Source organism: Methylobacterium sp. D48H (assembly GCF_053345715.1).
This window is the reverse complement of sequence record NZ_JBKFAP010000008.1, coordinates 95,962-120,122: the sequence shown is the minus strand read 5'-3', so window position 1 is coordinate 120,122 and position 24,161 is coordinate 95,962. Positions and strand designations below refer to the sequence as shown.

Sequence of the window (24,161 nt, the reverse complement as noted above, 5' to 3'; positions counted from 1 at the left end):
TGCGACCTTCTAAAACGAGTCACAGACAATGTATAGTAATATTATTGCACTTCCTCGGTCCGTGCGCCGTAGGGGCGGCTACGCCTTTTGGATGCGGAACCGAATGTCATGCAGTTGTGGCGGCGCAATATTTGGCGTCCCCGACGCACAGCGACGGCCGCTTGGATCCTCTGACGGGCTATAGAAAAGTCCAGATCCGCGCCGGCATCGGACGATGATCTCCGGTATTCGATCCCACCGACCCGTCAAGCCGGGAAAATCTTGCGGAGATTTACTGTTCCATCGGCGATAACGCGGAATAGGGCACGCGCGCGCCGTGACGGAATGCGATCCGTCCGGCCTCGCGACCGGGACTCCAAGTCTTTCCGCGAGGTCTTCGGCCGAAACATCGGATCGTCCCGGCCGTGCCGCGCGCCGCTTGCACATTCGGAAATCTTCGTTCGGCCTCGGCATACGGTGCTGCCAGCGTGAACGGGGCTCGAAGTGCGTTCGGCAAGATGAATATATTACGTGCCGGTTCATGACGCGGGCAGATCACGGATATGTGCGCCCGATACAGTCACATCGGATTCCCGGACTCGGGAGCGGGCGAGTTCTCGGGCCTCTCTGCAGCGCCTGATCTGCACGGCGCCCCGACCTGACCTCGGCCATCGGGCGTGGGCACGGTCCTCCGATTGGCCAGCTGCCGCGGTCCACCGGGCACTGTTAAGCCGTCCCGACCGATCGCGCCCTGGCCGCCGCCAGCGCCGCCGCCACCCTGTCGCGTCCGAAGGATCCCATGGCAGAACTCCGAGAGGGGCCGGAAGCGACGGCGCCGCCCGCGTTCTCGAAGCGCCGGAGCCTGGCCTGGATGGGATTCTGCCAGGGCGGGTTGTTCCTGGCACAGTTCGGCACCTCGCTGGCCCTCGCGCGGCTGCTGACGCCCCACGAGACCGGCATCTTCAGCCTCGCCGCCGCGATCGCGGGCCTGCTGTCCACGCTGCGCTCCTGCGGCCTGTCGAGCTACATCGTCCGGGCGGACCGGGTGGACGGGGCCCTGCTGGCGAGCGTGTTCACGGTGAACCTGATCCTGTCGGGCGCGGCGGCGATCCTGATCCTGGCCTTCAGCGTGTTCGGCAGCGTCCTCCTGGGCGAGCCGGAGGTCCAGCGCGCCCTGGCCATCCTCGCCGTCGTGCCGCTGGTCGGCGCGCTGGAGTTCCGCCCGGCCGCCATGATCGAGCGGCACGGCAATTTCCGCGGCGTGGCCCTCGTCAACATGCTGCGCGGTCTCGTCGCCAGCGGCGCGATGCTGGCGCTGGCGCTCCTCGGCTTCAGCTACATGAGCCAAGCCTACGGGCAGGCCGCGGGCGCCGTCGCGGCGGCGCTGGCGGCGAACGGCCTCGGCCTGCGCTACGTGTCGCTGCGCATGGGCCTCGCGGGCTGGCGCGAGATCCTGACCTACGGCGGCCGGCTCTTCGCCATCGCGGGGGTCGCGGGAATCGCCGGCCGGATGGGCGACCTCGTCCTCGGGCGGATGCTCGGGCTCAGCGCCCTCGGCCTGTACTCCCGCGCGGCGAGCCTCAACACCCTGATGTGGGACCACCTGCACGTGGTGATCACGCGCATCACCTTCGTGGACCTCGCGAACCAGCAGCGGAACGGGCAGTCCCTGCGCACCTGCTACCTCCACACGCTGCGGATGATCACCGTGCTGCTCTGGCCGGCCTTCGCGGGCGCGGCCGTCCTGGCCGGGCCGATCATGCGCGTCCTGCTCGGTCCGGGCTGGGACGGCGCGGCGCTGCCCTTCTGCCTGCTGTCCCTGGCGGCGATCGTGCTGAGTTCGCTCAGCATGACCTGGGAGGTGTTCCTGATCCGGGACCAGACCGCCCTGCAGGCGCGGTTCGAGTTCCTGCGCCACGGCGCCGGGCTCGTGATGTTCAGCATCGGCTGCCTGTTCGGACTCGGCGGCGCGGGCGCGGCACGGGTCGGCGAGGCGCTCCTGGCCGTGGGCCTCTACCGGCCGCATCTCGAGCGGATGACCGACACGTTCCGGCGCGACTACGCCCCCATCTACCTCCACGCCGCCGTCCTGACCGGCATCGCCGTCGCGCCCGCCGTCCTGGTGATGTCGGCCTGGGGATGGTCGGCCGAGACGCCGCTCCCGAGCCTCGCGGCCGCGATCGCCGCGGGCATCGCGGGCTGGGTGTGCGGCCTCTGGTACCTGGACCATCCCCTCGTCGCGGAAGCGCGCCTGCTGCTCGCGCACATGCGCCCGGCCCGCCCGGCCACGACCGTGTCGGATCTCTAGAGCCGTTCCCGATCACCCCGAGACGGGGGCGATAGCCGGGCGCATGTGCTCGAGGGGCGGGTCCCCTCTCCCGTACGGAGGGGACCGCCGCACGCTTGCGCTTCCGCGCGCCGCGGCGCGATATGGCCGGGCACGGCGGCGAGGCGGGACGATCGCGGGATGGCGGATTTCCGCAGCTTGGAGGTATTCTACTGGGTCGCGAAACTCTCGAGCTTTCGCCGCGCCAGTGAGAAGGTGAACACCACGCAGCCGGCGGTCTCCCAGCGCATCGCGGCCCTGGAGCACGAGTACGGGACGCTGTTCGAGCGCCGCAGCCGGGACGTCGCGCTGACGGAGCGGGGACGCCTGCTCCTCGGCTTCGCGGAGCGGTTCCTGGCGCTCCAGACCGAGATGAGCGCGGCCCTGCACGAGACCGGCCGGACGCGGGGCACCCTGCGGCTCGGCGTGTCCGAGACCATCGTCCACCTCTGGCTGTCGCGCTTCATCGAGCGCATGCGCGCCACCCATCCCGGGATCGGCGTCGACATCACGGTCGACATCTCGCCCAACATGCAGGCCGCCCTGGTCGCCGACGAGATCGACCTCGCCCTCCTCGTCGGCCCGATCACCCTGCCGAGCTTCGCCAACCGGCCCCTGTTCAGCACCCCCGTCGCCTGGATCGCCGCGCCTGGCCTGCTGCCGGACGACGAGCCCCTGAGCCTCGGCGCGCTGCTGCACCACCCGCTCATCACCTACCCGCGCAACACCAGCCCCTACGTCGAGCTGCGCGATCTCGTCCTGCAGGAGAACCTCCTGCCGAGCCAGATCCACACGAGCGCCTCTCTGGCCACCATCGTGAAGATGGGCGTGGAGGGCCTCGGGATCTGCGTGATCCCCCCGGCCGTGGTCGAGGCCGAACTGCGTGCCGGCACCCTGCGCGTCTTGCCGGCCGAGCCGCAGCTCTCGGACCTGACCTTCACGGCGATGCACACCAAGCGGCCGGCCCACCACTTCGTGGCGGACGCGGCCCGCCTCGCCCAGGACGTCGCCGAGACCTGGGCCGCCGAGACCTGGGCCGCCGGCCGATAAGTCCGGTTTATCGCGCCCCATTCGCAATCACGATTGGCGTGCCCCGCGGCGCGATGGGATCGTTGCCGCAGGAAATGAATCGCTGAAGCGATCGGGATCTCGCGGAATACGGACGGCCGACGCGGCCGCTCCGGCGCGCGACGACCAGCCAGGGAGATCAACGCGGTGAGCCAGCACGCGGGCGCCGACGGCGCGCCACCTGTCTTCGCCGACGCGGCGGACGCGCGGCGCGCGATCCGCGCGGGTCGGTTCCGGGGCCACACCTCGGGTCTCGTCCCCGCCCACGCGCAGGGCAACCTGATGATCCTGCCGCGGGCCATGGCGGAGGATTTCCACCGCTTCTGCCAGCAGAACCCGAAGCCCTGCCCGATCCTCGGCGTCTCGCGGCCCGGCGACCGCGCACTGCCGACGCTGGGGACCGATCTCGACCTCGCCACAGACGTCCCCGGCTACCGCGTCTACGAGGGCGGCGCGCTCGTGGCGGAGCTGCCCGACCTGACTGGCGTGTGGCGGGACGACCTCGTCACCTTCGTCCTCGGCTGCTCCTTCTCGTTCGAGGCCGGCTTGATCGAGGCGGGCATCCCGCTCCGGCACGTCGCCCTCGGCCGCAACGTCGCGATGTACCGGACCTCCATCGCCACCCAGCCGTCGGGCCCGTTCCACGGTCCGCTCGTCGTCTCCATGCGGCCCATGAAGGCGGCGGACGCCATCAAGGCCGTGCAGGTGACGGCCCGGATGCCGGCGGTCCACGGGGCGCCGATCCATCTCGGCGACCCGGGCCTGATCGGCATCCGCGACCTCGCGCGGCCGGATTTCGGCGACCCCGTGCCGATCGAGCCGGACGAGATCCCGGTCTTCTGGGCCTGCGGGGTCACCCCGCAGGCGGTGGCGATGGCGGCGCGGCTGCCGCTCTGCATCACCCACGCGCCCGGTCACATGCTGATCACCGACCTCCTCAACCGCGACCTGCCGTTCCTGTGACCATCCCGGCCGCGCGGCGGCCATTCCGCAAAGGAGTTGCGCCATGTGGGTGAGAGACACGAGTCCGGCGGAGCGCCGGGTCCTGGGCGCGGCCTTCGCGGGCTACGGCGTCGATGCGTTCGACTACATGATCTACACGTTCCTGATCCCGACCCTGGTCGTGGTCTGGGGCCTGACCAAGGTCGAGGCCGGCAACATCGCCACCGCCGCGCTGGTGACCTCGGCGATCGGCGGCTGGGCGGCCGGGATCCTCGCCGACCGCTACGGCCGGGTCGTCGTCCTGCAGGGCACCGTCGCGTGGTTCACCCTGTTCACGGTGCTCAGTGGCTTCACCCAGTCCTACGAGCAGCTGCTCGTGACCCGCGCGCTGCAGGGCTTCGGCTTCGGCGGCGAGTGGTCGGTGGGCTCGGTGCTGATCGCCGAGACGATCCAGGCCCGCTACCGCGGCAAGGCGGTGGGGCTCGTCCAGTCGAGCTGGGCGGTCGGCTGGGCCTGCGCGGCGATCGCCTTCTGGGCCGTGTTCGCCCTGGCGGAGCCGGCGGTGGCGTGGCGGATCCTGTTCTGGCTCGGCGCCCTCCCCTCGGTGCTGATCTTCTGGATCCGCCGCAACATCGAGGACCCCGAGGTCTACCGGCAGACCCGCGCCGCCATGCGGGACGTCGGCGACACCGGCAGCTTCCTCGACATCTTCTCCCGGCCGCTGATCGGCCGGACCGTGCTGGCGAGCCTCCTCGCGACCGGCATGCAGGGCGGCTACTACGCGGTGACGACGTGGCTCCCGACCTACCTGAAGACCGAGCGCAACCTCTCGGTCCTGAACACCAGCGGCTACCTGCTGATGCTGATCTTCGGGTCGTTCGTCGGGTACCTGACCAGCGCCTGGCTCTCCGACCGCATCGGCCGCCGCCTGGGCTTCGTCCTGTTCGGCTTCTGCGCGGGTATCCTCGTCCTGGCCTACACGCTGATCCCGATCACCGACCCGGTGATGCTGGTGCTGGGCTTCCCCCTCGGCTTCTTCCTCTCCGGCGTCTTCTCCGGGATGGGCGCCTTCCTGAGCGAGCTGTTCCCGAGCCGGATCCGCGGCTCCGCGCAGGGCTTCTGCTACAATTTCGGCCGCGCCACCGGCGCGATCTGCCCGGCCGTGGTTGGCCACCTCAGCGGCTCGCTGACACTCGGCATCGCCATCGGCGTCGTGGCGGCGGGCGCCTATTGCCTCGTGATCGTCGCGGCGCTTCTCTTGCCCGAGACGGCGGGCCGCGCGCTCGATTCTCGCAGCGCGGATCCGGCCGAGCCGGAACCCGTTGCGGCCCTATGAGACCCGATCGGCACGCGGAGCGGCGGCGATGACCAGCGTGGACTTGAATTCCGACCTCGGCGAGGGCTACGGCGCCTACGCCTGCGGCGACGACGCGGCGATCCTCGGGATCGTCACCTCGGCCAACGTCGCCTGCGGCCTCCACGCCGGCGACCCCGAGATCATGGCCCGGACCTTCGCGCTGGCGAAGGAGCGCGGCGTCGCGGTCGGCGCCCATCCGGGCTTCCCGGATCTCTGGGGCTTCGGGCGGCGGCGGATGCCCTACAGCCCCGCCGAGATCGAGCGGCTCGTCGCCTACCAGATCGGCGCCGCGCAGGCGCTCGCCGCCTATGCCGGCCACCGCATCACCTACGTGAAGGCGCACGGGGCGCTGGCCAACGTCGCCGCCGAGGAGCGGCCGGTGGCCGACGCCATCGCCCGCGCGGTCCGCGCGGTGGACCGGGAGCTCGCGCTGCTCGCCATCGCGCTGACCGCCCAGGTGCCGGCGGGCGAGGCCTGCGGCCTCGAGGTTCACCAGGAGATCTTCGCCGATCGCGGTTACACGCCGAGCGGCCTCTTGATCCCCCGCAGCCAGCCCGGCGCGATGATCACCGATGCCGGCGAGGCGGCCGACCGCGTCCTGCGCATGGTCGAGGCGGGCGCGATCCTCACGGCCGACGGTCAAACGCTGCCGACGCCGATCCGCTCGATCTGCGTCCACGGCGATTCGGACCACGCCGTCGCCACGGCGCGGGCTGTGCGGACCCGGCTGGAGGGCGCGGGCGTCACGCTGGCGCCGTTCCGGCCGTGAGCGCGGCGCTGGACGAGCCCCGGCTCCTCGACGCCGGCGAGGCGGCCCTCGTGGTCGAGTTCGGCAGCACCGTCGACCCCGCGATCAGCGACCGGGTCCTGGCCCTCGACGACGCCCTCGGGGCGGACCCGCCGGAGGGGCTGCGGGAGCGCGTGCCGACCTACCGCTCCCTGATGCTGCACTACGACCCGCTGGTGCTCGACCGCGAGACGCTCGCCGAGCGGGTCCGGGCGCTGGTGGCCGGCGCGACCGCGCGCGCGGCGAGCCCGATACTCTGGACCCTGCCCTGCTGCTACGACGCCCCCCACGGTGAGGACGTCGCGCAGGTCGCCGAGCGGAGCGGCCTGAGCCCGGAGAATGTGGTGTCGACCCACGCGGCCACGACGTTCCGGGTCTACATGTACGGCTTCGCGCCGGGCTTCGCCTATCTCGGCGGCCTGCCGCAGCCCCTGGCGGTGCCCCGGCGGGCGAGCCCGCGGCCGCCGCACCCGCGCAACGCCATCATGATCGGCGGCGGCCTCGCCGCGGTGGCAACCGTGCCGATGCCGACCGGCTGGTACGTGATCGGCGCGACGCCGTCCCGCCTCTACGCGCCGGAGCGCGACCCGAGCTTCTTCGTCGGCGCCGGCGACCTGATCCGCTTCGAGCCCGTGGATGCCGCGACCTTCGACGCCCTGACGGCGCGCGAGGCGGCCGGCGAGCCGGTGGCCCGCCGCGGGGAGGCGCGCTGATGCCCGCCCTCGTCATCGACTCCGCCGGGCCCGGCATCACCCTGCAGGACGGGGGCCGGCACGGCTACCTGCGCTACGGCATCACGGCCGCTGGCCCGATGGACCCGCTGATGCACGCCGCGGCCAACCGGGCGGCGTCGAACCCCCTCGACGCCACCGCCATCGAGATCTCCACCGGCGGCGTCACCGTCTCGGCGGAGGATGGCGCCGTCGGGATCGCCCTGCTGGCGCCGGGCTTCCGCATCGCGCTGGACGGCGTGCCCCTGCCCGACACGGTCGCGCTCGCCCTGGAGCCCGGCCAGACCCTCGTCGTGCGGGCCGGCGATGCCGGCGCCTGGGGCTACCTCGCGGTCGCCGGGCGGCTCGACGTGGCGCCGGTCCTGGGATCGGCGGCGACCCATACCCGCTCGGGGCTCGGCGGCCTCGACGGGCGCGGCCTCGCCGCGGGCGACCGCCTCCCCGTCGCCGAGGGCCGGACGGCGGACGGAGCGCCGCAGCGGCTCGTCGCGCCCTGGCTCGCCCGGGACGGCCGGGAGATCCGGGTCGTGCTGGGCCCGCAGGACGACTACTTCGCGCCCGACCAGATCGCGGCGTTCCTGGCCGGTCCCTGGACGGTCTCGCCGCGGGGCGACCGGATGGCCTGCTTCGTCGACGGCACGCCGCTGAGGCACGCCAAGGGGCACGACATCGTCTCGGACGGCGTCGCCATGGGGGCGATCCAGGTCCCCGGCAACGGCCTGCCGATCATCCTGATGGCCGACCGGCAATCCACCGGCGGCTACCCGAAGATCGCCACGGTCATCGGGCCGGATCTCGGGCGGCTGGCGCAGGTCCGGGGCGGGGCGAGCCTGTCGTTCCGGCGCGTCTCGGTGGCGGAGGCGGTCGCGGCGCGCCGCGCCGAGCGCGATCTCCTGCGCGAGGCGGTCCCGCGCGAGCCGGTCATCCGCACGGATTTCGCGTCGGACTTCCTGCTCGGCCTCAATCTCGTCGGCGGCGTCACGGACGGCCGCGCCTGAGCGCGGAGCGGCTGCGCAGGGGCGAGCGAGCGTCTAGAGTGGCGGGACCGGTCGAGTCCCCGGCCCGAACCCCGACACAGGAAAGCCCGCACGCATGGCGCACGCCGTTACCGCCCCGGGAACCCCGCCCGCCCGCAGCAACGAGCCCCTGAACGCCGACAGCGTGCGCCGCGCCCGGGTCGACCTCGCCGCCTGCCTGCGCTGGGCCGCGCGCAACGGTCTGGAAGAGGGCATCTGCAACCACTTCTCGGCGGTGCTGCCGGAGCGGCCCGACCTGTTCCTGGTCAATCCCTACGGCCTCGCCTTCGCGGAGGTCACCGCGTCGAGCCTTCTCCTCTGCGACTTCCACGGCAACGTCCTCGAGGGCGACGGCCAGCCCGAGGCCACCGCCTTCCACATCCACGCCGAGCTGCACCGGCTGAAGCCCCGCGCCCGGGCCGCGTTCCACACCCACATGCCCTATTCCACGGCCCTGGCCATGCTGGAGGGCGAGCCCCTGGTGTGGGCGGGCCAGACGGCGCTGCGCTTCTACGGCCGGATCGCGGTGGACGAGGATTACAACGGTCTCGCGCTCGATTCGTCCGAGGGCCGGCGGATCGCCGAGAGCGCCGGCGAGGCGGACGTCGTGTTCCTGAAGAACCACGGCGTGATGGTGCTGGGCGAGACGATCGCGGAGGCCTGGGACGACCTCTACTACCTGGAGCGCGCCGCACAGGCGCAGGTCCTGGCCATGAGCACGGGGCGCGCGCTCAAGGCCGTGCCCGAGGCGATCGTACAGCGCGTGGCGGCCCAGGAGGCGGCCGGGCGCGCCGAGAGCGCCCGCCTCCATCTGGAGAGCGTCAAGCGGGTTCTGGCCCGGGACGAGCCCGCCTTCCTGGCGTGAGCGCCCGTCAGGGCGCGGCCCGGACCCGGTCCAGCAGCGCGGCGTCGGCGTAACCGTCCGGCGGCAGGCCGACCGACCCCTGGAAGGCGCGCAGCGCCGCCCGCGTCTTCGGGCCGATCTTGCCGTCGACCCCGCCGGTGGCGAAGCCGCGCTCCGTCAGGCGGGTCTGCAGGTCGCGCCGCTCGTCGCCGGTGAGGGGCCGGTCGCCCCGCGGCCAGTCGTGCACCAGGCCCGGGTCGCCGCGCAGGCGGTCCGACAGGAGCGCGACGGTCAGCGCGTAGGACAGGGCCGTGTTGTAGCGGAGGATCACCGCGAAGTTCGGCTGCAGCAGGAAGGCGGGGCCGCGGATCCCGGCGGGCAGGATCAGGGTCGCCTCGGCCGTGTCCGGCAGGGCGCGGTCGCGGGCGGGCCTCACGCCGAGCGCCCGCCACGCCGCGACGGTGCGGACCGTCGTCTCGTCGGCGAGCGCCGCGTCGAAGGTCTCGGGCAGCACCGCCTCGCTGCCCCATCCCGCGCCGTGCTTCCAGCCGTGGCTGCGAAGATAGTTCGCCGTCGACGCGAGGGCGTCCGGCACCGAGGTCCAGATGTCGCGCCGGCCGTCGCCGTCGAAATCGACCGCCTCGCGCTGGTAGACGCTGGGCATGAACTGCGTGTGCCCCATGGCGCCGGCCCAGGACCCGGTCAGCCCCGCCGGCATCCGGTCCAGGGGCGCCTGGTTCCAGGCCAGGATCTGGAGCGCCGCCGCCAGCTCGTCGCGCCAGTAGGTCGCCCGGGCGGGATCGCTGCAGCCGAGCGTCGCGAGCGAGCGGACGACCGGCTTCACCACCGCCGGGTTGTCGAGCACGGCGCCGTAGCTCGATTCGACCCCCCAGAACGCCACCAGGACGTGGCGGTCGACCCCGTACTTGGCCTCGATGGCGGCGAGCGTGTCGGCGTGCTCGGTGAGCTTGCGCAGACCGGCCTCGACGCGGGCCGGCGTGACGCTGGCCTCGATGTAGTCCCAGATCGGACGGACGAACTCGCCCTGGCTCTGGGTCGCGGCGATCACGTCCGGGTCGGGGTTGAGCGCGGCGAGCTGCGCCTCGGCGAGGCCCTGCGGCACGGCGCGGGCCGTGACCCAGGCGATCAGGTCGGCCCGGCAGGCCTCGAAAGCCTGCGGCGCGGCCGGCGGCGACGGGTCCGACCCCGCGGCGAGCGCCGGCATGGCCGTGCCGATGACGAGCGCGGCGCCGGTCGTCAGGGCCGCGCGCGCGGCGCCGCTCCGGGTCGCGGGCCGCTTCGGCGCAGCGCGATCGTCCATGGGCATGTCCGGTGATCCTGACGGGCGCGGCGTAGCATACCGCGCCGGCAGCGACACCTTCGAGACGCGGTCCGTCGCGGCCCCGGGGCTCGCCGCGGCCGGGCGGCGCTCCAAGTCGCGTCACATCAGCCCGGCGGACCGGAGACCGACCCGTGATGCATCCCGCTTCCCTGACGGCGATCGGCGCGGCCGTCCTAGCCGCCGGACCGGCCAGCGCCCTGGAGGTCACCCGCAGCCGCGACATCCCGGCCCCGCCCGCCGCGGTCTGGGCGCTGGTCGGCGATTTCTGCGCGATCCAGCACTGGCACCCGCAGGTCCAGCGCTGCATCCTGTCGGGCGAGGACGAGGATGACGGCATCCGCGCGCAGATCCGCGGCCTCGTGGTGAAGGGCGGCAAGGGCACGATCGCCGAGGTCGAGACCGCGCGCGACGAGACCGGCATGAGCTACAGCTACAGCTTCATCCAGGGGCCCCTGCCGGTGCGCGCCTACAACGCGACGCTGGCGGTCCGTCGCGACGGCGCGGGCTCCACGGTGATCTGGAGCGCGACCTTCGACGCCGAGGGCATGAGCGACGCCGACGCCGTCGCCGACATCACGGGCGTGTTCGACGCCGGGCTTGCCGGAATCGCCCGCGAGGCGGCCAGATAGCCTCCCGCCGAATCGGCCCGCCGCGCGAAAAATCGCCCGCCGGGCGCCGCGAGGCCTCGCCGCGGGGCCGTCGCGGACCGATGTGAGCGCCGTCGGCGCGACCGAGCGCCCGGCTCGATTCCCAGAGGCAGCCTCAGGAGGCCGAGACCCGCATGCGCCGTCACCGCCACGCCAAGATCGTCGCCACCGTCGGTCCCGCCAGTTCCGCCCCGGACCAGCTCCGCGCCCTGTTCCTCGCCGGCGTCGACACGTTCCGGCTCAATTTCAGCCACGGCGTCCAGGCGGATCACGCCAAGGTCCACGCGGCCATCCGCGCCCTCGAGAAGGAGGTCGGCCGGCCGATCGGCATCCTGCAGGATCTCCAGGGGCCGAAGATCCGCATCGGCACGCTCCAGGGCGGCCGGCTCGATCTCCAGGCCGGCGAGACGGTGCGCTTCGTCCTCGACGGCGCGGACGGCGACAAGCAGGCGATCCCGCTGCACCACCCGGAGATCTTCGACGCCGTCGTGCCGGGCCAGGAGCTCCTCATCGACGACGGGCGGGTTCGGGTGCGGGTCACCGGGCCCGAGCGGACCTCCATCACCGCCGAGGTCGTCACCGGCGGGCCGATCTCGAACCGCAAGGGCGTGAACCTGCCGGGCACGCTGCTGGACCTGTCGCCGCTGACCGAGAAGGACCGGGCGGACCTCGCCTTCGGGCTCGACCTCGGCGTCGACTGGGTCGCCCTGTCGTTCGTCCAGAAGCCGTCCGACGTCATCGAGGCGCGGGGGATCATCGGCGACCGCGCCGGCATCATGTCGAAGATCGAGAAGCCGCAGGCGCTGGAGCGGATCGACGACATCATCCGGCTCTCCGACGCCGTGATGGTCGCCCGCGGCGATCTCGGCGTCGAGATCCCGCACGAGGACGTGCCGGGGCGGCAGAAGGAGCTGATCCGGGCCTGCCGGCTCGCCGTGAAGCCCGTCGTGGTGGCGACCCAGATGCTCGACTCGATGGTCAATGCCCCGGCGCCCACCCGGGCGGAGGCGTCGGACGTCGCCACCGCCATCTACGACGGCGCCGACGCCGTGATGCTCTCGGCGGAATCCGCGACCGGCCGCTACCCGGTCGAAGCGGTGGCGATGATGGACCGGATCATCCGGAGCGTGGAGGGCCACAAGCTCTACCATTCGATCGTCGCGGCCTCGGAGCCGGGCGAGGAGGAGACGCCGCCCCACGCCGTGGCGACCGCCACTGCCGACCTCGCCGAGGCGGTGCGCGCCGCGGCCATCGTCGCCTACACGGCGAGCGGGACGACGGCCGCCCGGGTCGCGCGCAAGCGGCCCGCGGCCTCGATCCTGGCCCTGACCCCCAACGTCGCGACCTCGCGGCGGCTGAGCCTGCTCTGGGGGGCGCACAGCGTCCTGACGGAGGACGTCGACAGCTACGAGGAGATGACCTCGAAGGCCTGCCACCACGCCCGGGACGAAGGCTTCGCGCGGCCGAACGACGTCATCGTGGTCACCGCCGGCATCCCGTTCCACACGGCGGGCAACACCAACAACATCCGCCTGATGCAGGTCTGAGGCGCCCGATCGGACGCCGGGCTGGAACGCGGCCCGCGCCTGACCCGTTGTTGGGGAAGCTGCGCCATTTGGGCGCGATACCGGAGGGCCGACCCATGAACCTGATCGGACGCATCGTCACCAAGATCCTCGGCAACGAGAACCGCCCCGTCGACCGGGACGACCGGAACGCCAGCACGGCGACGCCGCTCGGCCGCCTCGTGACGAAGATCCTGGGCAAGTAGCGGCCCTGTCCGCCGCGCGCCCGGACGGGGCGCGCGGCAGCACCGTTCGGCGATCAGTTCGCCACGGCGCTGGCGGTCTCCCTGAGCACCGGCGCGGCGGGGATCGAGTGCTGCCAGAAGGTGCCGGTCCGGCCCTTCTCGTAACCGGCCTCGTACAGGGCCCGCATGTAGGCGGTGTCGAAGCCCTTCGCGGCGGACGCCTTGGGGCCGTTCTCGTCGATGTAGGTGAGATTGAAGCCGATGCCGTTGGTGCGGGCCAGCGCGTAGGTCGCCGTCAGCGTCGCGCGGGAGCGGGCGCGGCTCGCGGTGGTGAAGGAGCGCTCGACGATCGAGAGCGTGTTGTCCTTGGTGACCTCGAATTCCGGCTCCAGGCGGCCGTTGATCACCACGTAGATCTCAGCCTTGCCGCCGGTGCGGATCCGCCCGTCGCGCAGCAGCAGGGTCTGCGGCAGGGTGAAGACGGGGGTCACCACCGAGCCGTCGACATGCATCTCCTGGAAGCGCGCGTCGCCGGCCGAGACGTCGATGAACTGGGGCGGGAACACCGCCGGGATGCTGGCCGAGGCCGCCAGGACGTCGCGGAACAGCTGGCGGGCGTTGGGCACCCCGCTCGCCGCGATGGCGCCCATGTTCCAGATCACCGCGCGCTGGGAATCGAGGTTCGTCGTGACGACCAGCAGGCGCCGGCCCTTCGCGTGCTCCTCGGCCACGGCCTTGAGGAGGTCGTCCGTGACGTAGCGGTCGATGAGGTTGCGCAGGCGCCCGTCGCCGAACAGGCCCGAGCCGAACAGCACGTTGGCCAGGTTCGGCGAGGCCACCAGCTCGCTGGCGACGCCGCTCGTGTAGAACTCGGTCAGGTAGGGGTCGTAGGCCGGGCCCAGGAAGGCGAAGGGCGCGATCAGCGCGCCCGTCGAGACGCCGGAGACCAGGGTGAATTCGGGCCGCTTGCCGGACGCCGTCCAGCCGTTGAGCACGCCCGCCCCGTAGGCGCCGTCGCCGCCGCCGCCCGACAGGGCCAGGTAGGTGAAGCCCTTGAGGCGCCGCTCCGGATTGGCGGCGAGCGCCGCGATCGTGTCCACCGACGCGTCCGCGAAGACGCGCGCGCCGGGGATGCCCGGCACGGTGGCGAAGGCCGCCTGCTCGGCACTGTAGGGGGTCCGCGGAACGCTGCCGCAGGCCGCGACCTGACCCGCCAGCCCGAACGCCACCGCCATGCGCAGGCTGACCTGACGAACACCCATCGTCACTTCCTCGAACCGCGAAACGCGCCCACTCTGCCACACGGAACGAGCTTGGCCGTATCGCCTGTTCCGTCTTAGCCGGCTTCGGAGGAACGATAAGGCCGCGCTGTTGCGGTGGGGTCACGATCCCACGCGATCGGGGCGCAAGCGTGGCCGCTGCGGCCGGCGGCCCGGACGGTGCGGCGCCGTACCGGACACCGGCGGGACCGCGCCGGGGCCGCGCAGGATCGCGCCGGACCCGGCCGACCCGGGCCGGCCTGGGTCATTGCCGGTGGACAGGCGTCGCGGCGGCCCGTGCCCGGCGACCGCCCGCCCTTGCAACGTTCGCGAGCGCCGCGCTAGGGTTCCCCCGTGGCCTGGCGAGACAGGGTGTCGCACGCGATGCGGCAGCCGGTGCGCGGGGGCGCGGTCTGCGCGGCGACACGGTCGGCCGGGATAACGGCTCCTGTCGGCCTGGAAGACGCGGACTGGCCTTCGGGAACGCGGCCGAGCCGCAGGGGGCGGAGGGGATGATGGAAGCGGGTCTCGGCTGGACGGACGATCGCGTGGCGCTGCTGCGCCGCCTGTGGGAAGACGGGCAGAGCGCCAGCAAGATCGCGGCGCAACTCGGCGGCGTCACCCGCAACGCGGTGATCGGCAAGGTCCACCGCCTGGGTCTGGCCGGTCGCGCCCGCGGCGGCGAGGAAGCCGCCACCGCCGTCCCGCCGTCGAAGACGGTCGAGATCGAGACCGCCATCGCGGTGGTCGAGACGCAGGCGCCCGAGCCGGTCGCGATCCTGGCCCACCGTCCGGCCCCGGACTTCCCGGCGCCCGCGCCGGCCGCGGCGCCCGCGCCCGTGGCCCTCGCGGTGTCGGAGCGCGTCACGATCATGGACCTCCGGGAATCCATGTGCCGCTGGCCCCTCGGCGACCCGACGACGCCGGAATTCCGCTTCTGCGGCGCCCGCTCGATCACCGGCCTGCCGTACTGCACCCACCACGCCGAGATCGCCTACCAGCCCGCCGCCGAGCGGAAGCGCGATCGCCGCGTCGCCTCGTTCCGCTGAGCCGCCGCGCCGTCAGCGCAGCGTGACGCCGGCTTCGCGCAGGACGCGGGCGGTGCCGGGATTGACCTGGTCCGCCGGGACGAGGCCGACGAGGTTCCTCGGCTGCGCTTCGGTGAGATCCGTCCGCGCCAGCGCCCGGACGATCCGGTAGGCCGTCTCCTCGTCGAGGCCGGGCCGCGCGATCACGAAGCTCCAGGATCCCACCGTCGCGATCGGCTCCGCCTGCCCGGCGAAGCTGCCGGCCGGAACCGTGGGGCGCCGCGTCGCCGCGCCGGGCTGCGCGAGGCGCGCGATGCCCGCCTCGGACGGTCCGAAGAAGCGGGCCCCGCCCGGATCCGCGGCCAGCGCGTGGAAGCCCGGCCAATCGAGGCCGCCGCCCCAGAGCGCGTCGGCGCGGCCCTCCCGCACCAGGGCCGGGCCGTCGCCGGCCCGGTCGAGCAGGATCGGACTGATGTCGCGCTCGGGATCGAGGCCCGAGGCGCCGAGGACGCTGCGGCCCATGACGGTCAGCCCGGACTTGTGCGTGCCGAGCACGACCCTGCGCCCGCGCAGGTCCGCCACCGAGCGGATCGCGCTGGCCGCCGGCACCACGAACAGGCCCGGCGTCGGGTACATCGGCGCCAGGACGGTCAGGCCGCCGCCCTCGGCGAGGGCCGGGTAGGCGTACTCGCCCTGCACGAGGCCGAGATCGACGCGGCCGGCGCGGAGGAGGCCGACATTCTCGGACGACCCGCCGGTGGCGCGCCGCTCGACGGTCAGGGCCGGGTCCGCGGCCGCGACCGCGCCGGCGAAGGCCTCCCCGAAGGCCGGGAAGCCGCCCCCCGGCGTCGCGGTGGCGAGCACGACGCGGAGCGCCTCGGCGGCGCGCGCCGGCCGCGCCAGGACCAGCCCGAGGCCCGCCAGAAAAGCGGCCCGACGAGTCGGCCGAAGAGGGAGGCCCCGCCTGCCGGTTGCGCCGAACGGTCCGGCAGCGCCGGCCGTGGCCGGGCAGGCTGGAGAATAGAATTCCATGAGGAAAGGGCCGCTCAATAAAGGTCTTCCACCCCGCTCTGAAAGTTCGCCCGATTCCGGAAAGAACTTTCGGCAACGGCACTTAGCCCGATTGCTCCGGCCGCGGCAACGCGATATCGCAGCCTCCCGTCCGGGCCGGTCAAGCCTCCCCACGCGAGGGCGATCCCTTGGCGGGGCCTCTCCCGGATACGACATCTGTCCGATCCGTCACCACGAGCAGGAGTTCCGCGATGGCCGATACCCTCAACGCACCGGCGAAGGTCGGCCACGGCCGTGTCTACGGCTCGATCACCGAGACGATCGGCAACACCCCTCTGGTGCGCCTGAACCGGCTGCCCAAGGAGCACGGCGTCGACGCCGAGATCCTGCTGAAGCTCGAGTTCTTCAACCCGATCGCCAGCGTGAAGGACCGCATCGGCGTCAACATGATCGACGCCCTGGAGGCCTCCGGGAAGCTCCAGCCCGGCGGCACGCTGGTCGAGCCGACCTCGGGCAACACCGGCATCGCCCTCGCCTTCACGGCGGCGGCCCGCGGCTACCGGCTCATCCTGGTGATGCCCGAGACGATGTCGCTGGAGCGGCGCAAGATGCTCGCCTTCCTGGGCGCGGAGCTGGCGCTCACGCCGGGCGCGCAGGGCATGAAGGGCGCGATCGCCAAGGCCGAGGAGCTCCTGAAGGAGATCCCGGGTTCGGTCATGCCGCAGCAATTCTCGAACCCGGCCAACCCGGAGATCCACCGGAAGACCACCGCCGAGGAGATCTGGAGCGACACGGGCGGCCAGCTCGACGCGTTCGTGGCCGGCGTCGGCACCGGCGGCACCGTGACGGGCGTCGGCGAGGTGCTGAAGCCGCGCCTGCCGAACCTGAAGGTCTTCGCGGTGGAGCCGGAGGACAGCCCGGTGATCTCCGGCGGCCAGCCCGGCCCGCACAAGATCCAGGGCATCGGCGCCGGGTTCATCCCCGACAACCTGCACACCAACATCCTCGACGGCGTCCTGAAGGTCACCAACCAGGCGGCGTTCGAGACCTCCCGGGCGCTCGCCCGGCTGGAGGGCATCCCCGGCGGCATCTCCACCGGCGGCAACGTCGCGGCGGCGCTGGAGCTGGCCAAGCGCCCCGAGTTCCAGGGCAAGCGGATCGTGACGGTCGCCTGCTCGTTCGCCGAGCGCTACATCTCCTCGGCACTGTTCGACGGGATCGGCTGAACCGGCCATCGGAGCGGCCTTCGGGCCGCTCCCCTACGGAGAGCCGATCGAATCGCACCGGCGCGGATCGCGGCGATGTGGATCCGCGCGCGCTTCCGGTCCGCCGGGGACGGACACGATCGTCGCGACCCACGAAATTTTTCATTTTATCACAGTCATACAATCATTTTTCTTTGATCAGTATCTGTCTCTCTCAGAACTTATTCGCAGCATAATACTGAGTTTTGGGCGCAATTTTCGGATCAACACTGCGACCTGCCGTGCCTGGACGCCAGAAAATCTCTCCGCTAACGCCGGCCGGCGAACGGACAGTGACGATCTCATGCGCGGCCTCCTGCTTCTCGTGTTCGGCCTCTGGGCTCAGGCGGCGATGGCCCGGGGCTTCGCGGTCCACGACCTGACCGGCCTGGCCGAAGCCGCCCGATCGGCGCTCGGACCGGCGGCCACGGCGCGGGCGGAGGCCGGGCAGCTCGGCCTGCACTGCGCCGCCTGCGCGGGCGCCCCGTCGATCGCGTTGCGGCTCGGCCGACTGACGGACGGGACCGAGGCCCGGGTCCGCTCGGGCTGGACGACCCTCGCGGCGCTCGAGGCGCTCTGCGTGCGGCGCAATCCGGATTGCCGGCTCTCGGCCCTGCCCGCCGGCCCGGCGATCGGCTGGTTGAGCGTGTACGCGCTGGACGGCGGCGCCGGGGCGACCGCGGTCATCCTCCGGGACGGCGATCTGCTGACGATCGAGGCGCGGGCATCGGATCGCGGGGCCGCGGAGGATGCGGCGCGGCGCCTCATGCAGGCCGTCCTGCCCCGGATCGTCGGGCCGGAGACCTGAACCGACCGCCTCCGGTCGCCCAGTTCGCGCAACCCTCCCCGGCCGCCTCCGTTGTCCCCCGAACAGGCAGAGAGGCGAGCCATGACAGAACAGACCGGACGACCCGCGCGGGAGAGTGCCGAGGCCGCGGTGGCCAACGAGACCGAGATGCCGCGCGAGAAGCTCGGCCAGATGGAGGACAAGGCGCGGTCCGGCACCGATCTCGGCGAGGCGATCGACCGCGCCACTGCCGCCGTCGGCCAGGACGACGGGAAGCGCTGATGGTCAGGCCGACGAGCGAATCCGGGACCGTCACCCGCAAGCCCGACGACAAGGTCGGTTCGCGCGGGAGCCCGCCCGCCGGGGGCGGCCATCAGACGGCCGATCAGGCGGCGATCACCGACATGGGCTCCGGCGAGGCGCCGCGGACCGAACCGAAGGCGGAATGGGGCACGGCCGGAGAGCCGGGGCGCGCGCCGCCCGCGATCGGCGGCTCCTCGGGCGGCCATTCGGACCAGAAGGCCTCGCGGGGCCCGGCCGCCGACACGAAGGTCGCGGACGGCCACTACCGGGCGGAGCGGGAGAATCGGGAATGACCGAGCGTCGCGAGACCGGCTCGAAGCCGGACAAGCCGAAGAACGTCGCCCCCGACGCGGTCAAGGACCCGAACGAGAAGACGGAGGGCAAGCCCGGCCAGGGGACGCCCGCCGGCGGAACGCAGAACGACGAGACCGATCCCGGGGGCAGCTGACGCGACAGGGATGCCGCCGCGGCGGCATCCCCCGCGCGGCGGCGCGCGGCTCAGGAGAGTCGGAAGGGGATCGGCCCGGAAGCCAGCGGGACGTCGCCGGGACGGCAGCCGGTCTCGACACAGGCGTAGCGGATCGCGTCCTGGCGGCTGCGGAAGATGCCTCCGGCACGCCCACCGGTCTCGACGGCGACCCAGTGACCCTCGCCGTCCTGGCCGACGAGGTATGAGGGCGGCGCGGCGGCGGCCTGCGCGAGCGACGGAAGCGGGTTCAGCGCGACGGGCATCGGTGTCACGGGGTTCACGCGGGCCTCTCGGGTCCGCCCCATCGAAGTATCGCCCCCGGCATAAGGGTTCGATGGGTCCGAGAGCGGCCAGGAATAAGGGCCACATCAGCAACCGGGCCTGAGCGCCCGGTTGCCGGTCGTTCACGATCGGTGACGGTCGCGCGCCTCAGGCGGCGTTCTCCTTCGACCGCTCGGCCCGCTTGCGGTCGTTCGGGTCGAGGATCGCCTTGCGCAGGCGGATCGACTTCGGCGTCACCTCGACGAGCTCGTCGTCCTGGATCCAGGCCAGCGAGCGCTCCAGGGTCATCCGGATCGGCGGGGTGAGGCGCACGGCCTCGTCCTTCGAGGTGGTGCGGATGTTGGTGAGCTTCTTGCCCTTGAGCACGTTCACCTCGAGGTCGTTCTCGCGGTTGTGCTCGCCGACGATCATGCCCTGGTACACCTTCCAGCCCGGCTCGATCATCATCGGGCCGCGGTCCTCCAGGTTCCACATGGCGTAGGCCACGGCCTCACCCTGGTCGTTGGAGATCAGCACGCCGTTGCGCCGGCCCGGCATCTCGCCCTTGTAGGGCTCGTACGCCTTGAACAGCCGGTTCATGATCGCGGTGCCGCGGGTGTCGGTGAGCAGCTCGCCCTGGTAGCCGATCAGGCCGCGGGTCGGGGCGTGGAACACGAGGCGCAGGCGGTTGCCGCCGGAGGGCCGCATCTCCAGCATCTCGGCCTTCCGCTCGGACATCTTCTGGACGACGACGCCGGAATGCTCCTCGTCGACGTCGATCACGACCTCCTCGATCGGCTCCAGCAGGCCGCCGGCCTCGTCGCGCTCGTACACGACCCGCGGCCGCGACACGGCGATCTCGAAGCCCTCGCGGCGCATGGTCTCGATCAGGATCGAGAGCTGCAGCTCGCCGCGGCCCGAGACGTAGAAGCTGTCCTTGTCGGCCGCCTCCTCGATCTTGAGCGTGACGTTGCCCTCGGCCTCCTTGAACAGGCGGTCGCGGATCATGCGGCTCGTGACCTTGTCGCCCTCGGTGCCGGCGAGCGGGCTGTCGTTGACGATGAACGACATCGTCACGGTCGGCGGGTCGATCGGCTGCGCCTGGATCGGGGTCTCGACCTGCGGGTCGCAGAAGGTGTCGGCGACGGTGCCCTTGATCAGACCGGCGATCGACACGATGTCGCCCGCCTCGCCGATGTCGATCGGCGCGCGCTCCAGGCCGCGGAAGGCGAGGATCTTCGACACGCGGCCGGTCTCGACGACCTTGCCGTGACGGTCGAGCACCTTGATCTGCTGGTTCGGCTTCACCGAGCCCGCGGCGATGCGGCCGGTGATGATGCGGCCGAGGAACGGGTTGGCCTCGAGCAGGGTGCCGAGCATCCGGAACGGCCCCTCCTCGGTCCGGGCCGGCGGCACGTGCTTGAGCACGAGGTCGAACAGCGGCTCGAGGCCGACCGACGGGTCCGCGTCCGGACTGTCGGCCATCCAGCCGTTGCGGCCCGACCCGTAGAGGATCGGGAAGTCGAGCTGCTCGTCGGTGGCGTCGAGGGCGGCGAACAGGTCGAACACCTCGTTCACGACCTCGTTGATCCGCGCATCCGGACGGTCGACCTTGTTGATCGCCACGATCGGGCGCAGGCCGATCTTGAGCGCCTTGCCGACCACGAACTTGGTCTGGGGCATCGGCCCCTCGGCGGCGTCCACCAGCACGATCACGCCGTCGACCATCGACAGGATGCGCTCGACCTCACCGCCGAAATCGGCGTGGCCGGGGGTGTCGACGATGTTGACGCGGGTGTCCTTCCAGACGACCGAGGTCGCCTTGGCGAGGATCGTGATGCCACGCTCCTTCTCGAGGTCGTTCGAGTCCATCGCCCGCTCCTCGACCCGCTGATTCTCGCGGAAGGTGCCGGACTGGGCCAGCAGCTTGTCGACGAGGGTCGTCTTGCCGTGGTCGACGTGAGCGATGATGGCGATGTTGCGCAGTTTCATGGCGGCCCGAAACGGGTTGTGCCGGCTCCCTGGCGGCCGCGCGGCGCGGCCGTCCGCGCCGGTTCAGGTACGGAGTCGTGGTGGTTGCGTCGCAATATAAGGACGCGCGCGCTTGGGCAAGGCCGCTGAGGTCATGGGGGCCTCGCGTGACCGGGATTGCTGGGGGAAGATCGGCGTCGGGATCCGGCGCCGAGTGCCCTATATGACGGCGCGATGACACCGCGGCCGGCGGGAGTCCGCGCCTATCGGGCTGTATTGGATGAAACCGGATCCCTCGGGTAGCGTATCGACCAGGATCAGGCGTCCGGCTGCGGCGATTCGGCCGTCGGGCCGCCAGGGCGGGCTTTCGTCGGAAGGACACGATGCGCGCGCTTGAGCCGCGGCTGTTCCCGTATATCTGGCGCTACTCCAAGGTCGCGCAGCTCCGGATCTGCGCCGTCGTGCTGGCGTCGCTTCCGTTCTATTTCGCCTCGCTCGACCTGCCGAAGCGCATCGTCAACGACGCGATCACGGGGAAGGCCTACGCGCACGGCGAGGCGACCGCGCCGTTCCTCGAGCTCACCGTCGAGTGGCCCGCCTTCCTGGGCGGCGGCAAGACGCACCTGTTCGAGGGGTTCCAGCTCGACCGGTTCGAGCTGCTGCTCAGCCTGTCGACGCTGTTCCTCAGCCTCGTCCTGATCAACGGCGCGTTCAAGTTCTGGATCAACCTCCAGAAGGGCATTCTCGGCGAGCGGATGCTGCGCCGCCTGCGGTTCCAGCTGTTCTCGCTGATGCTGCGCTTCTCCCCGGAGACGCAGCGGGAGGTGAAATCCTCCGAGACCGCGACGATCATCCGGGACGAGGTCGAGCCGATCGGCTCCTTCATCGGCGACGCGATCGTGGTGCCGGTGTTCCTGGGCACTCAGGCCGCGACGGCGCTGGCCTTCATCATGATGCAGAACATCTGGCTCGGCATCGCGGCCGGCGGCATGGTCGCCGTGCAGATGACCGTGATCCCGCGGCTGCGGCGGGAGATCATCCGCCTCAGCCGCCAGCGCCAGATCGCGTCCCGCGCCCTGGCCGGGCGCGTCGCCGAGGTGCTCGACGGCCTGCAGGCGGTGACGCTGAACGACACCGGCCGCTGGGAACGCGCGGAGATCGGCGGCCGCCTCTACCGGCTCTACGACCTGCGCCTGCGGATCTACCGCCGCAAGTTCGCGGTCAAATACCTCAACAACCTGCTCGCGCAGGTGACGCCGTTCCTGTTCTACGCGATCGGCGGCTACTTCGCCCTGAAGGGCCAGCTCGACATCGGCCAGCTCGTGGCGGTCCTGGCCGCCTACCGGGACCTGCCGCCGCCCCTCAAGGAGCTGATCGACTGGGACCAGCAGCGCCTCGACGTCGAGGTCAAGTACGAGACCGTGGCGGCGCATTTCGGCCCGCAGCGCCTCCTGCCGGCCGAGCACGAATCCGAGCGCTCGGCGCCCCGGCTCGGCGGGCCGCTGCGGCTCGAGGGCCTGCAGCTGCGCGATCCGCAGGGCGGCTCCCTGATCGAGGTCGGCGACGCGGAGGTGCGCCTCCCCGGGCAGGTCGCCGTGGTCCCGCCCGGGGCGATCGCGCAGGAATTCATCCGCGTGCTCGCCGGGCTCCAGGCGCCGCCCGGGGGCACGGTCCGGATCGGCGAGCACGACCTCTCGACGCTGCCGCGCCGCGACCACGCGCGGCGCATCGCCTACGCGGGCGTCCAGCCCGTGCTGTTCCCCGGGACGCTGCGCGACAACGTCCTCTACGGGCTGCGCGTGCACCCGCTGCGCACCAAGAGCCTCGACCTCAGCAAGGCGCGGATCAACGAGGCGGTGAAGACCGGCAACCCCTGCGACAGCGTCGAGGACCCCTGGATCGACTTCAAGCGCCTCGGCGTCCGGGATGCCGACGAGCTCGACGAGCGCCTGCTCGACCTGCTCGGCCGGCTCGACCTCGGCGACGAGCTCTACCGGTTCGGGCTCGGCGCCCTGAGTTCGGTCGCCCACGACACGCCGGTGGGCCAGCGTATGATCGCGGCGCGGGAGCACCTGCGCGAGCATTTCGCCCAGAAGGGTCTCGCCGACCTCGTGATCCCCTTCGCCCGGGGCCACTACAACGAGCAGGCCACCGTCGGGGAGAACCTGCTGTTCGGCGTCCCCCGCGACCCGACGCTGACGGATCCGCGCCGCCTCGCCGGCGTCCCCCTGTTCCGCGACGCGCTGGAGAAGGTGAAGCTCCTCGACGAGCTCGACCGGATGGGCGTCGCCATCGCCAGCAACCTCAAGGACATCTTCGCCGACGTGCCGCCGGGCCACCCGCTGTTCCGGCGGTTCTCGCTGATCACCCCGGACGCGCTGCCCGACTACCTGCGCCGGCTCGCGCGCCTGCCCGAGGACGGGCGGCTGAGCGAGACCGACAGCGTGGCCTTCCTCGCGCTGGCCCTCGCCTATGTCGAGCCGCGGATGCGCTTCGGGCTGCTCGACGAGACCCTCGCCAAGCGCATGGTCGGCGCGCGGGCGGTCGTGCAGGGCTTCATGCACGGCGACGACGGCTGCGACGTCGAATCCTACGACCCCAACCGGATCAACCCGCGCAGCACCGTCCTCGACAACCTGCTCTTCGGCCGCATCGACACGGCGCGGATGCACGGCGAGGCGCTGATCCAGAAGGAGGCCCGCGCGGTGTTCCGGGAGTTCGACCTGGAGCGGCCGATCCAGCGGCGCGGCCTCGAGAAGGAGGTCGGCAACCGCGGCCAGCTGCTCGCCGAGCGCGTGCGGGTGCGGGTCGGCCTCGCGCGGGCGATCCTGCGCGAGCCGGAGATCCTCGTGGTCGACCGGGTGGACGAGCACCTGGAGCGGGGCGTCGACACGCTGCTCGACGTGACCGAGACCGCCCTGCCCCGGGCGAGCCTCGTGGCGAGCCTGTCGCCGGAATCCGACCCGGCCCGGTTCCTCGCGCGCCTGCCGATCCAGAGTGCCGAAGCGCGCCTGCGCACGGCGGCGGAATGACGTAAGC

Annotated in this window: 23 protein-coding genes; 18 read left to right on the top strand and 5 right to left on the bottom strand. The window is 72.1% G+C overall.

The features are described 5' to 3' along the window. The first annotated feature begins 778 nt into the window (after window positions 1-778). The 8 genes from ACLBX8_RS15950 to ACLBX8_RS15915 all read left to right on the top strand — a co-directional run bounded on the left by ACLBX8_RS15950 (window position 779) and on the right by ACLBX8_RS15915 (window position 9,071). Window positions 779-2,287, top strand: coding sequence for an oligosaccharide flippase family protein (locus ACLBX8_RS15950; protein WP_447715485.1), 1,509 nt, complete (start codon window positions 779-781; stop codon window positions 2,285-2,287). Window positions 2,288-2,446: 159 nt separating this feature from the next. After that, complete coding sequence (locus ACLBX8_RS15945; RefSeq protein ID WP_091680547.1) at window positions 2,447-3,355, top strand: LysR family transcriptional regulator; 909 nt, start codon at window positions 2,447-2,449, stop codon at window positions 3,353-3,355. 165 nt (window positions 3,356-3,520) lie between these two features. Beyond that, the gene (locus ACLBX8_RS15940; RefSeq protein WP_100251878.1) at window positions 3,521-4,336 is read left to right on the top strand and encodes a putative hydro-lyase; all 816 of its coding nucleotides are present in this window, start codon (window positions 3,521-3,523) and stop codon (window positions 4,334-4,336) included. A gap of 43 nt (window positions 4,337-4,379) precedes the next feature. Beyond that, on the top strand, window positions 4,380-5,651 hold the full coding sequence (locus tag ACLBX8_RS15935; RefSeq protein ID WP_447715484.1) for an MFS transporter: 1,272 nt from the start codon (window positions 4,380-4,382) through the stop codon (window positions 5,649-5,651). A gap of 28 nt (window positions 5,652-5,679) precedes the next feature. Next, on the top strand, window positions 5,680-6,441 hold the full coding sequence (locus ACLBX8_RS15930; RefSeq protein ID WP_100251877.1) for a 5-oxoprolinase subunit PxpA: 762 nt from the start codon (window positions 5,680-5,682) through the stop codon (window positions 6,439-6,441). Further along, on the top strand, window positions 6,438-7,172 hold the full coding sequence (locus ACLBX8_RS15925; protein ID WP_447715483.1) for a 5-oxoprolinase subunit B family protein: 735 nt from the start codon (window positions 6,438-6,440) through the stop codon (window positions 7,170-7,172). The genes ACLBX8_RS15930 and ACLBX8_RS15925 overlap by 4 nt, the downstream gene beginning before the upstream one ends. Beyond that, window positions 7,172-8,188 carry a 5-oxoprolinase subunit C family protein gene (locus tag ACLBX8_RS15920; RefSeq protein WP_447699007.1) on the top strand — a complete coding sequence of 339 codons (1,017 nt, stop codon included), beginning with the start codon at window positions 7,172-7,174 and terminating at the stop codon, window positions 8,186-8,188. The genes ACLBX8_RS15925 and ACLBX8_RS15920 overlap by 1 nt, the downstream gene beginning before the upstream one ends. A 94-nt stretch (window positions 8,189-8,282) precedes the next feature. Beyond that, on the top strand, window positions 8,283-9,071 hold the full coding sequence (locus tag ACLBX8_RS15915) for an aldolase (protein WP_447715482.1): 789 nt from the start codon (window positions 8,283-8,285) through the stop codon (window positions 9,069-9,071). 7 nt (window positions 9,072-9,078) lie between these two features. Here the strand turns inward: ACLBX8_RS15915 and ACLBX8_RS15910 are convergent, their stop codons facing one another. After that, window positions 9,079-10,371 carry a lytic murein transglycosylase gene (locus ACLBX8_RS15910; protein ID WP_447699009.1) on the bottom strand — a complete coding sequence of 431 codons (1,293 nt, stop codon included), beginning with the start codon at window positions 10,369-10,371 and terminating at the stop codon, window positions 9,079-9,081. A 155-nt stretch (window positions 10,372-10,526) separates the two neighbouring features. Between ACLBX8_RS15910 and ACLBX8_RS15905 the strand changes: the two genes are divergently transcribed. The 3 genes from ACLBX8_RS15905 to ACLBX8_RS15895 all read left to right on the top strand — a co-directional run bounded on the left by ACLBX8_RS15905 (window position 10,527) and on the right by ACLBX8_RS15895 (window position 12,810). Continuing rightward, the gene (locus ACLBX8_RS15905; RefSeq protein WP_100251872.1) at window positions 10,527-11,021 is read left to right on the top strand and encodes an SRPBCC family protein; all 495 of its coding nucleotides are present in this window, start codon (window positions 10,527-10,529) and stop codon (window positions 11,019-11,021) included. A gap of 152 nt (window positions 11,022-11,173) precedes the next feature. After that, entirely contained in the window at window positions 11,174-12,586 is a 1,413-nt protein-coding gene (gene pyk, locus ACLBX8_RS15900; protein WP_447699010.1) for a pyruvate kinase, read from the top strand. A gap of 95 nt (window positions 12,587-12,681) precedes the next feature. Next, window positions 12,682-12,810, top strand: coding sequence for a hypothetical protein (locus ACLBX8_RS15895; protein WP_012320301.1), 129 nt, complete (start codon window positions 12,682-12,684; stop codon window positions 12,808-12,810). 53 nt (window positions 12,811-12,863) lie between these two features. On the opposite strand, the gene ACLBX8_RS15890 is transcribed toward ACLBX8_RS15895, so the two are convergent. Further along, the gene (locus tag ACLBX8_RS15890; protein WP_082558089.1) at window positions 12,864-14,051 is read right to left on the bottom strand and encodes a patatin-like phospholipase family protein; all 1,188 of its coding nucleotides are present in this window, start codon (window positions 14,049-14,051) and stop codon (window positions 12,864-12,866) included. Between the two features lie 509 nt (window positions 14,052-14,560). Here ACLBX8_RS15890 and ACLBX8_RS15885 point away from each other — a divergent pair. Beyond that, window positions 14,561-15,097 carry a GcrA family cell cycle regulator gene (locus ACLBX8_RS15885; RefSeq protein WP_026604914.1) on the top strand — a complete coding sequence of 179 codons (537 nt, stop codon included), beginning with the start codon at window positions 14,561-14,563 and terminating at the stop codon, window positions 15,095-15,097. Window positions 15,098-15,109: 12 nt separating this feature from the next. Here ACLBX8_RS15885 and ACLBX8_RS15880 read toward each other — a convergent pair whose 3' ends face one another. Continuing rightward, the gene (locus ACLBX8_RS15880) at window positions 15,110-16,108 is read right to left on the bottom strand and encodes a TAXI family TRAP transporter solute-binding subunit (protein WP_447715519.1); all 999 of its coding nucleotides are present in this window, start codon (window positions 16,106-16,108) and stop codon (window positions 15,110-15,112) included. Between the two features lie 230 nt (window positions 16,109-16,338). Between ACLBX8_RS15880 and cysK the strand changes: the two genes are divergently transcribed. The 5 genes from cysK to ACLBX8_RS15855 all read left to right on the top strand — a co-directional run bounded on the left by cysK (window position 16,339) and on the right by ACLBX8_RS15855 (window position 18,869). After that, a complete protein-coding gene (cysK, locus tag ACLBX8_RS15875) occupies window positions 16,339-17,313 on the top strand; it encodes a cysteine synthase A (RefSeq protein WP_070999936.1) in 975 nt (324 codons plus the stop codon). A 322-nt stretch (window positions 17,314-17,635) separates the two neighbouring features. After that, window positions 17,636-18,139 (top strand): hypothetical protein, encoded by a 504-nt coding sequence (locus ACLBX8_RS15870; RefSeq protein ID WP_447715481.1) that lies wholly within the window; start codon window positions 17,636-17,638, stop codon window positions 18,137-18,139. 81 nt (window positions 18,140-18,220) lie between these two features. Continuing rightward, on the top strand, window positions 18,221-18,400 hold the full coding sequence (locus ACLBX8_RS15865; protein ID WP_447715480.1) for a hypothetical protein: 180 nt from the start codon (window positions 18,221-18,223) through the stop codon (window positions 18,398-18,400). Further along, on the top strand, window positions 18,400-18,714 hold the full coding sequence (locus ACLBX8_RS15860) for a hypothetical protein (protein ID WP_091680525.1): 315 nt from the start codon (window positions 18,400-18,402) through the stop codon (window positions 18,712-18,714). The genes ACLBX8_RS15865 and ACLBX8_RS15860 overlap by 1 nt, the downstream gene beginning before the upstream one ends. Next, window positions 18,711-18,869 carry a hypothetical protein gene (locus tag ACLBX8_RS15855; RefSeq protein ID WP_447715479.1) on the top strand — a complete coding sequence of 53 codons (159 nt, stop codon included), beginning with the start codon at window positions 18,711-18,713 and terminating at the stop codon, window positions 18,867-18,869. Before ACLBX8_RS15860 ends, ACLBX8_RS15855 begins: the two co-directional genes overlap by 4 nt. Before the next feature lie 50 nt (window positions 18,870-18,919). Here the strand turns inward: ACLBX8_RS15855 and ACLBX8_RS15850 are convergent, their stop codons facing one another. Beyond that, window positions 18,920-19,171, bottom strand: coding sequence for an RAG2 PHD domain containing protein (locus ACLBX8_RS15850; protein WP_419544807.1), 252 nt, complete (start codon window positions 19,169-19,171; stop codon window positions 18,920-18,922). A gap of 148 nt (window positions 19,172-19,319) precedes the next feature. Continuing rightward, window positions 19,320-21,143, bottom strand: coding sequence for a translational GTPase TypA (gene typA, locus ACLBX8_RS15845; protein ID WP_020093051.1), 1,824 nt, complete (start codon window positions 21,141-21,143; stop codon window positions 19,320-19,322). A gap of 362 nt (window positions 21,144-21,505) precedes the next feature. Here typA and ACLBX8_RS15840 point away from each other — a divergent pair, with 362 nt between their 5' ends. After that, on the top strand, window positions 21,506-24,154 hold the full coding sequence (locus ACLBX8_RS15840) for an ABC transporter transmembrane domain-containing protein (protein ID WP_447715478.1): 2,649 nt from the start codon (window positions 21,506-21,508) through the stop codon (window positions 24,152-24,154). The last annotated feature ends 7 nt before the right edge of the window (window positions 24,155-24,161 follow it).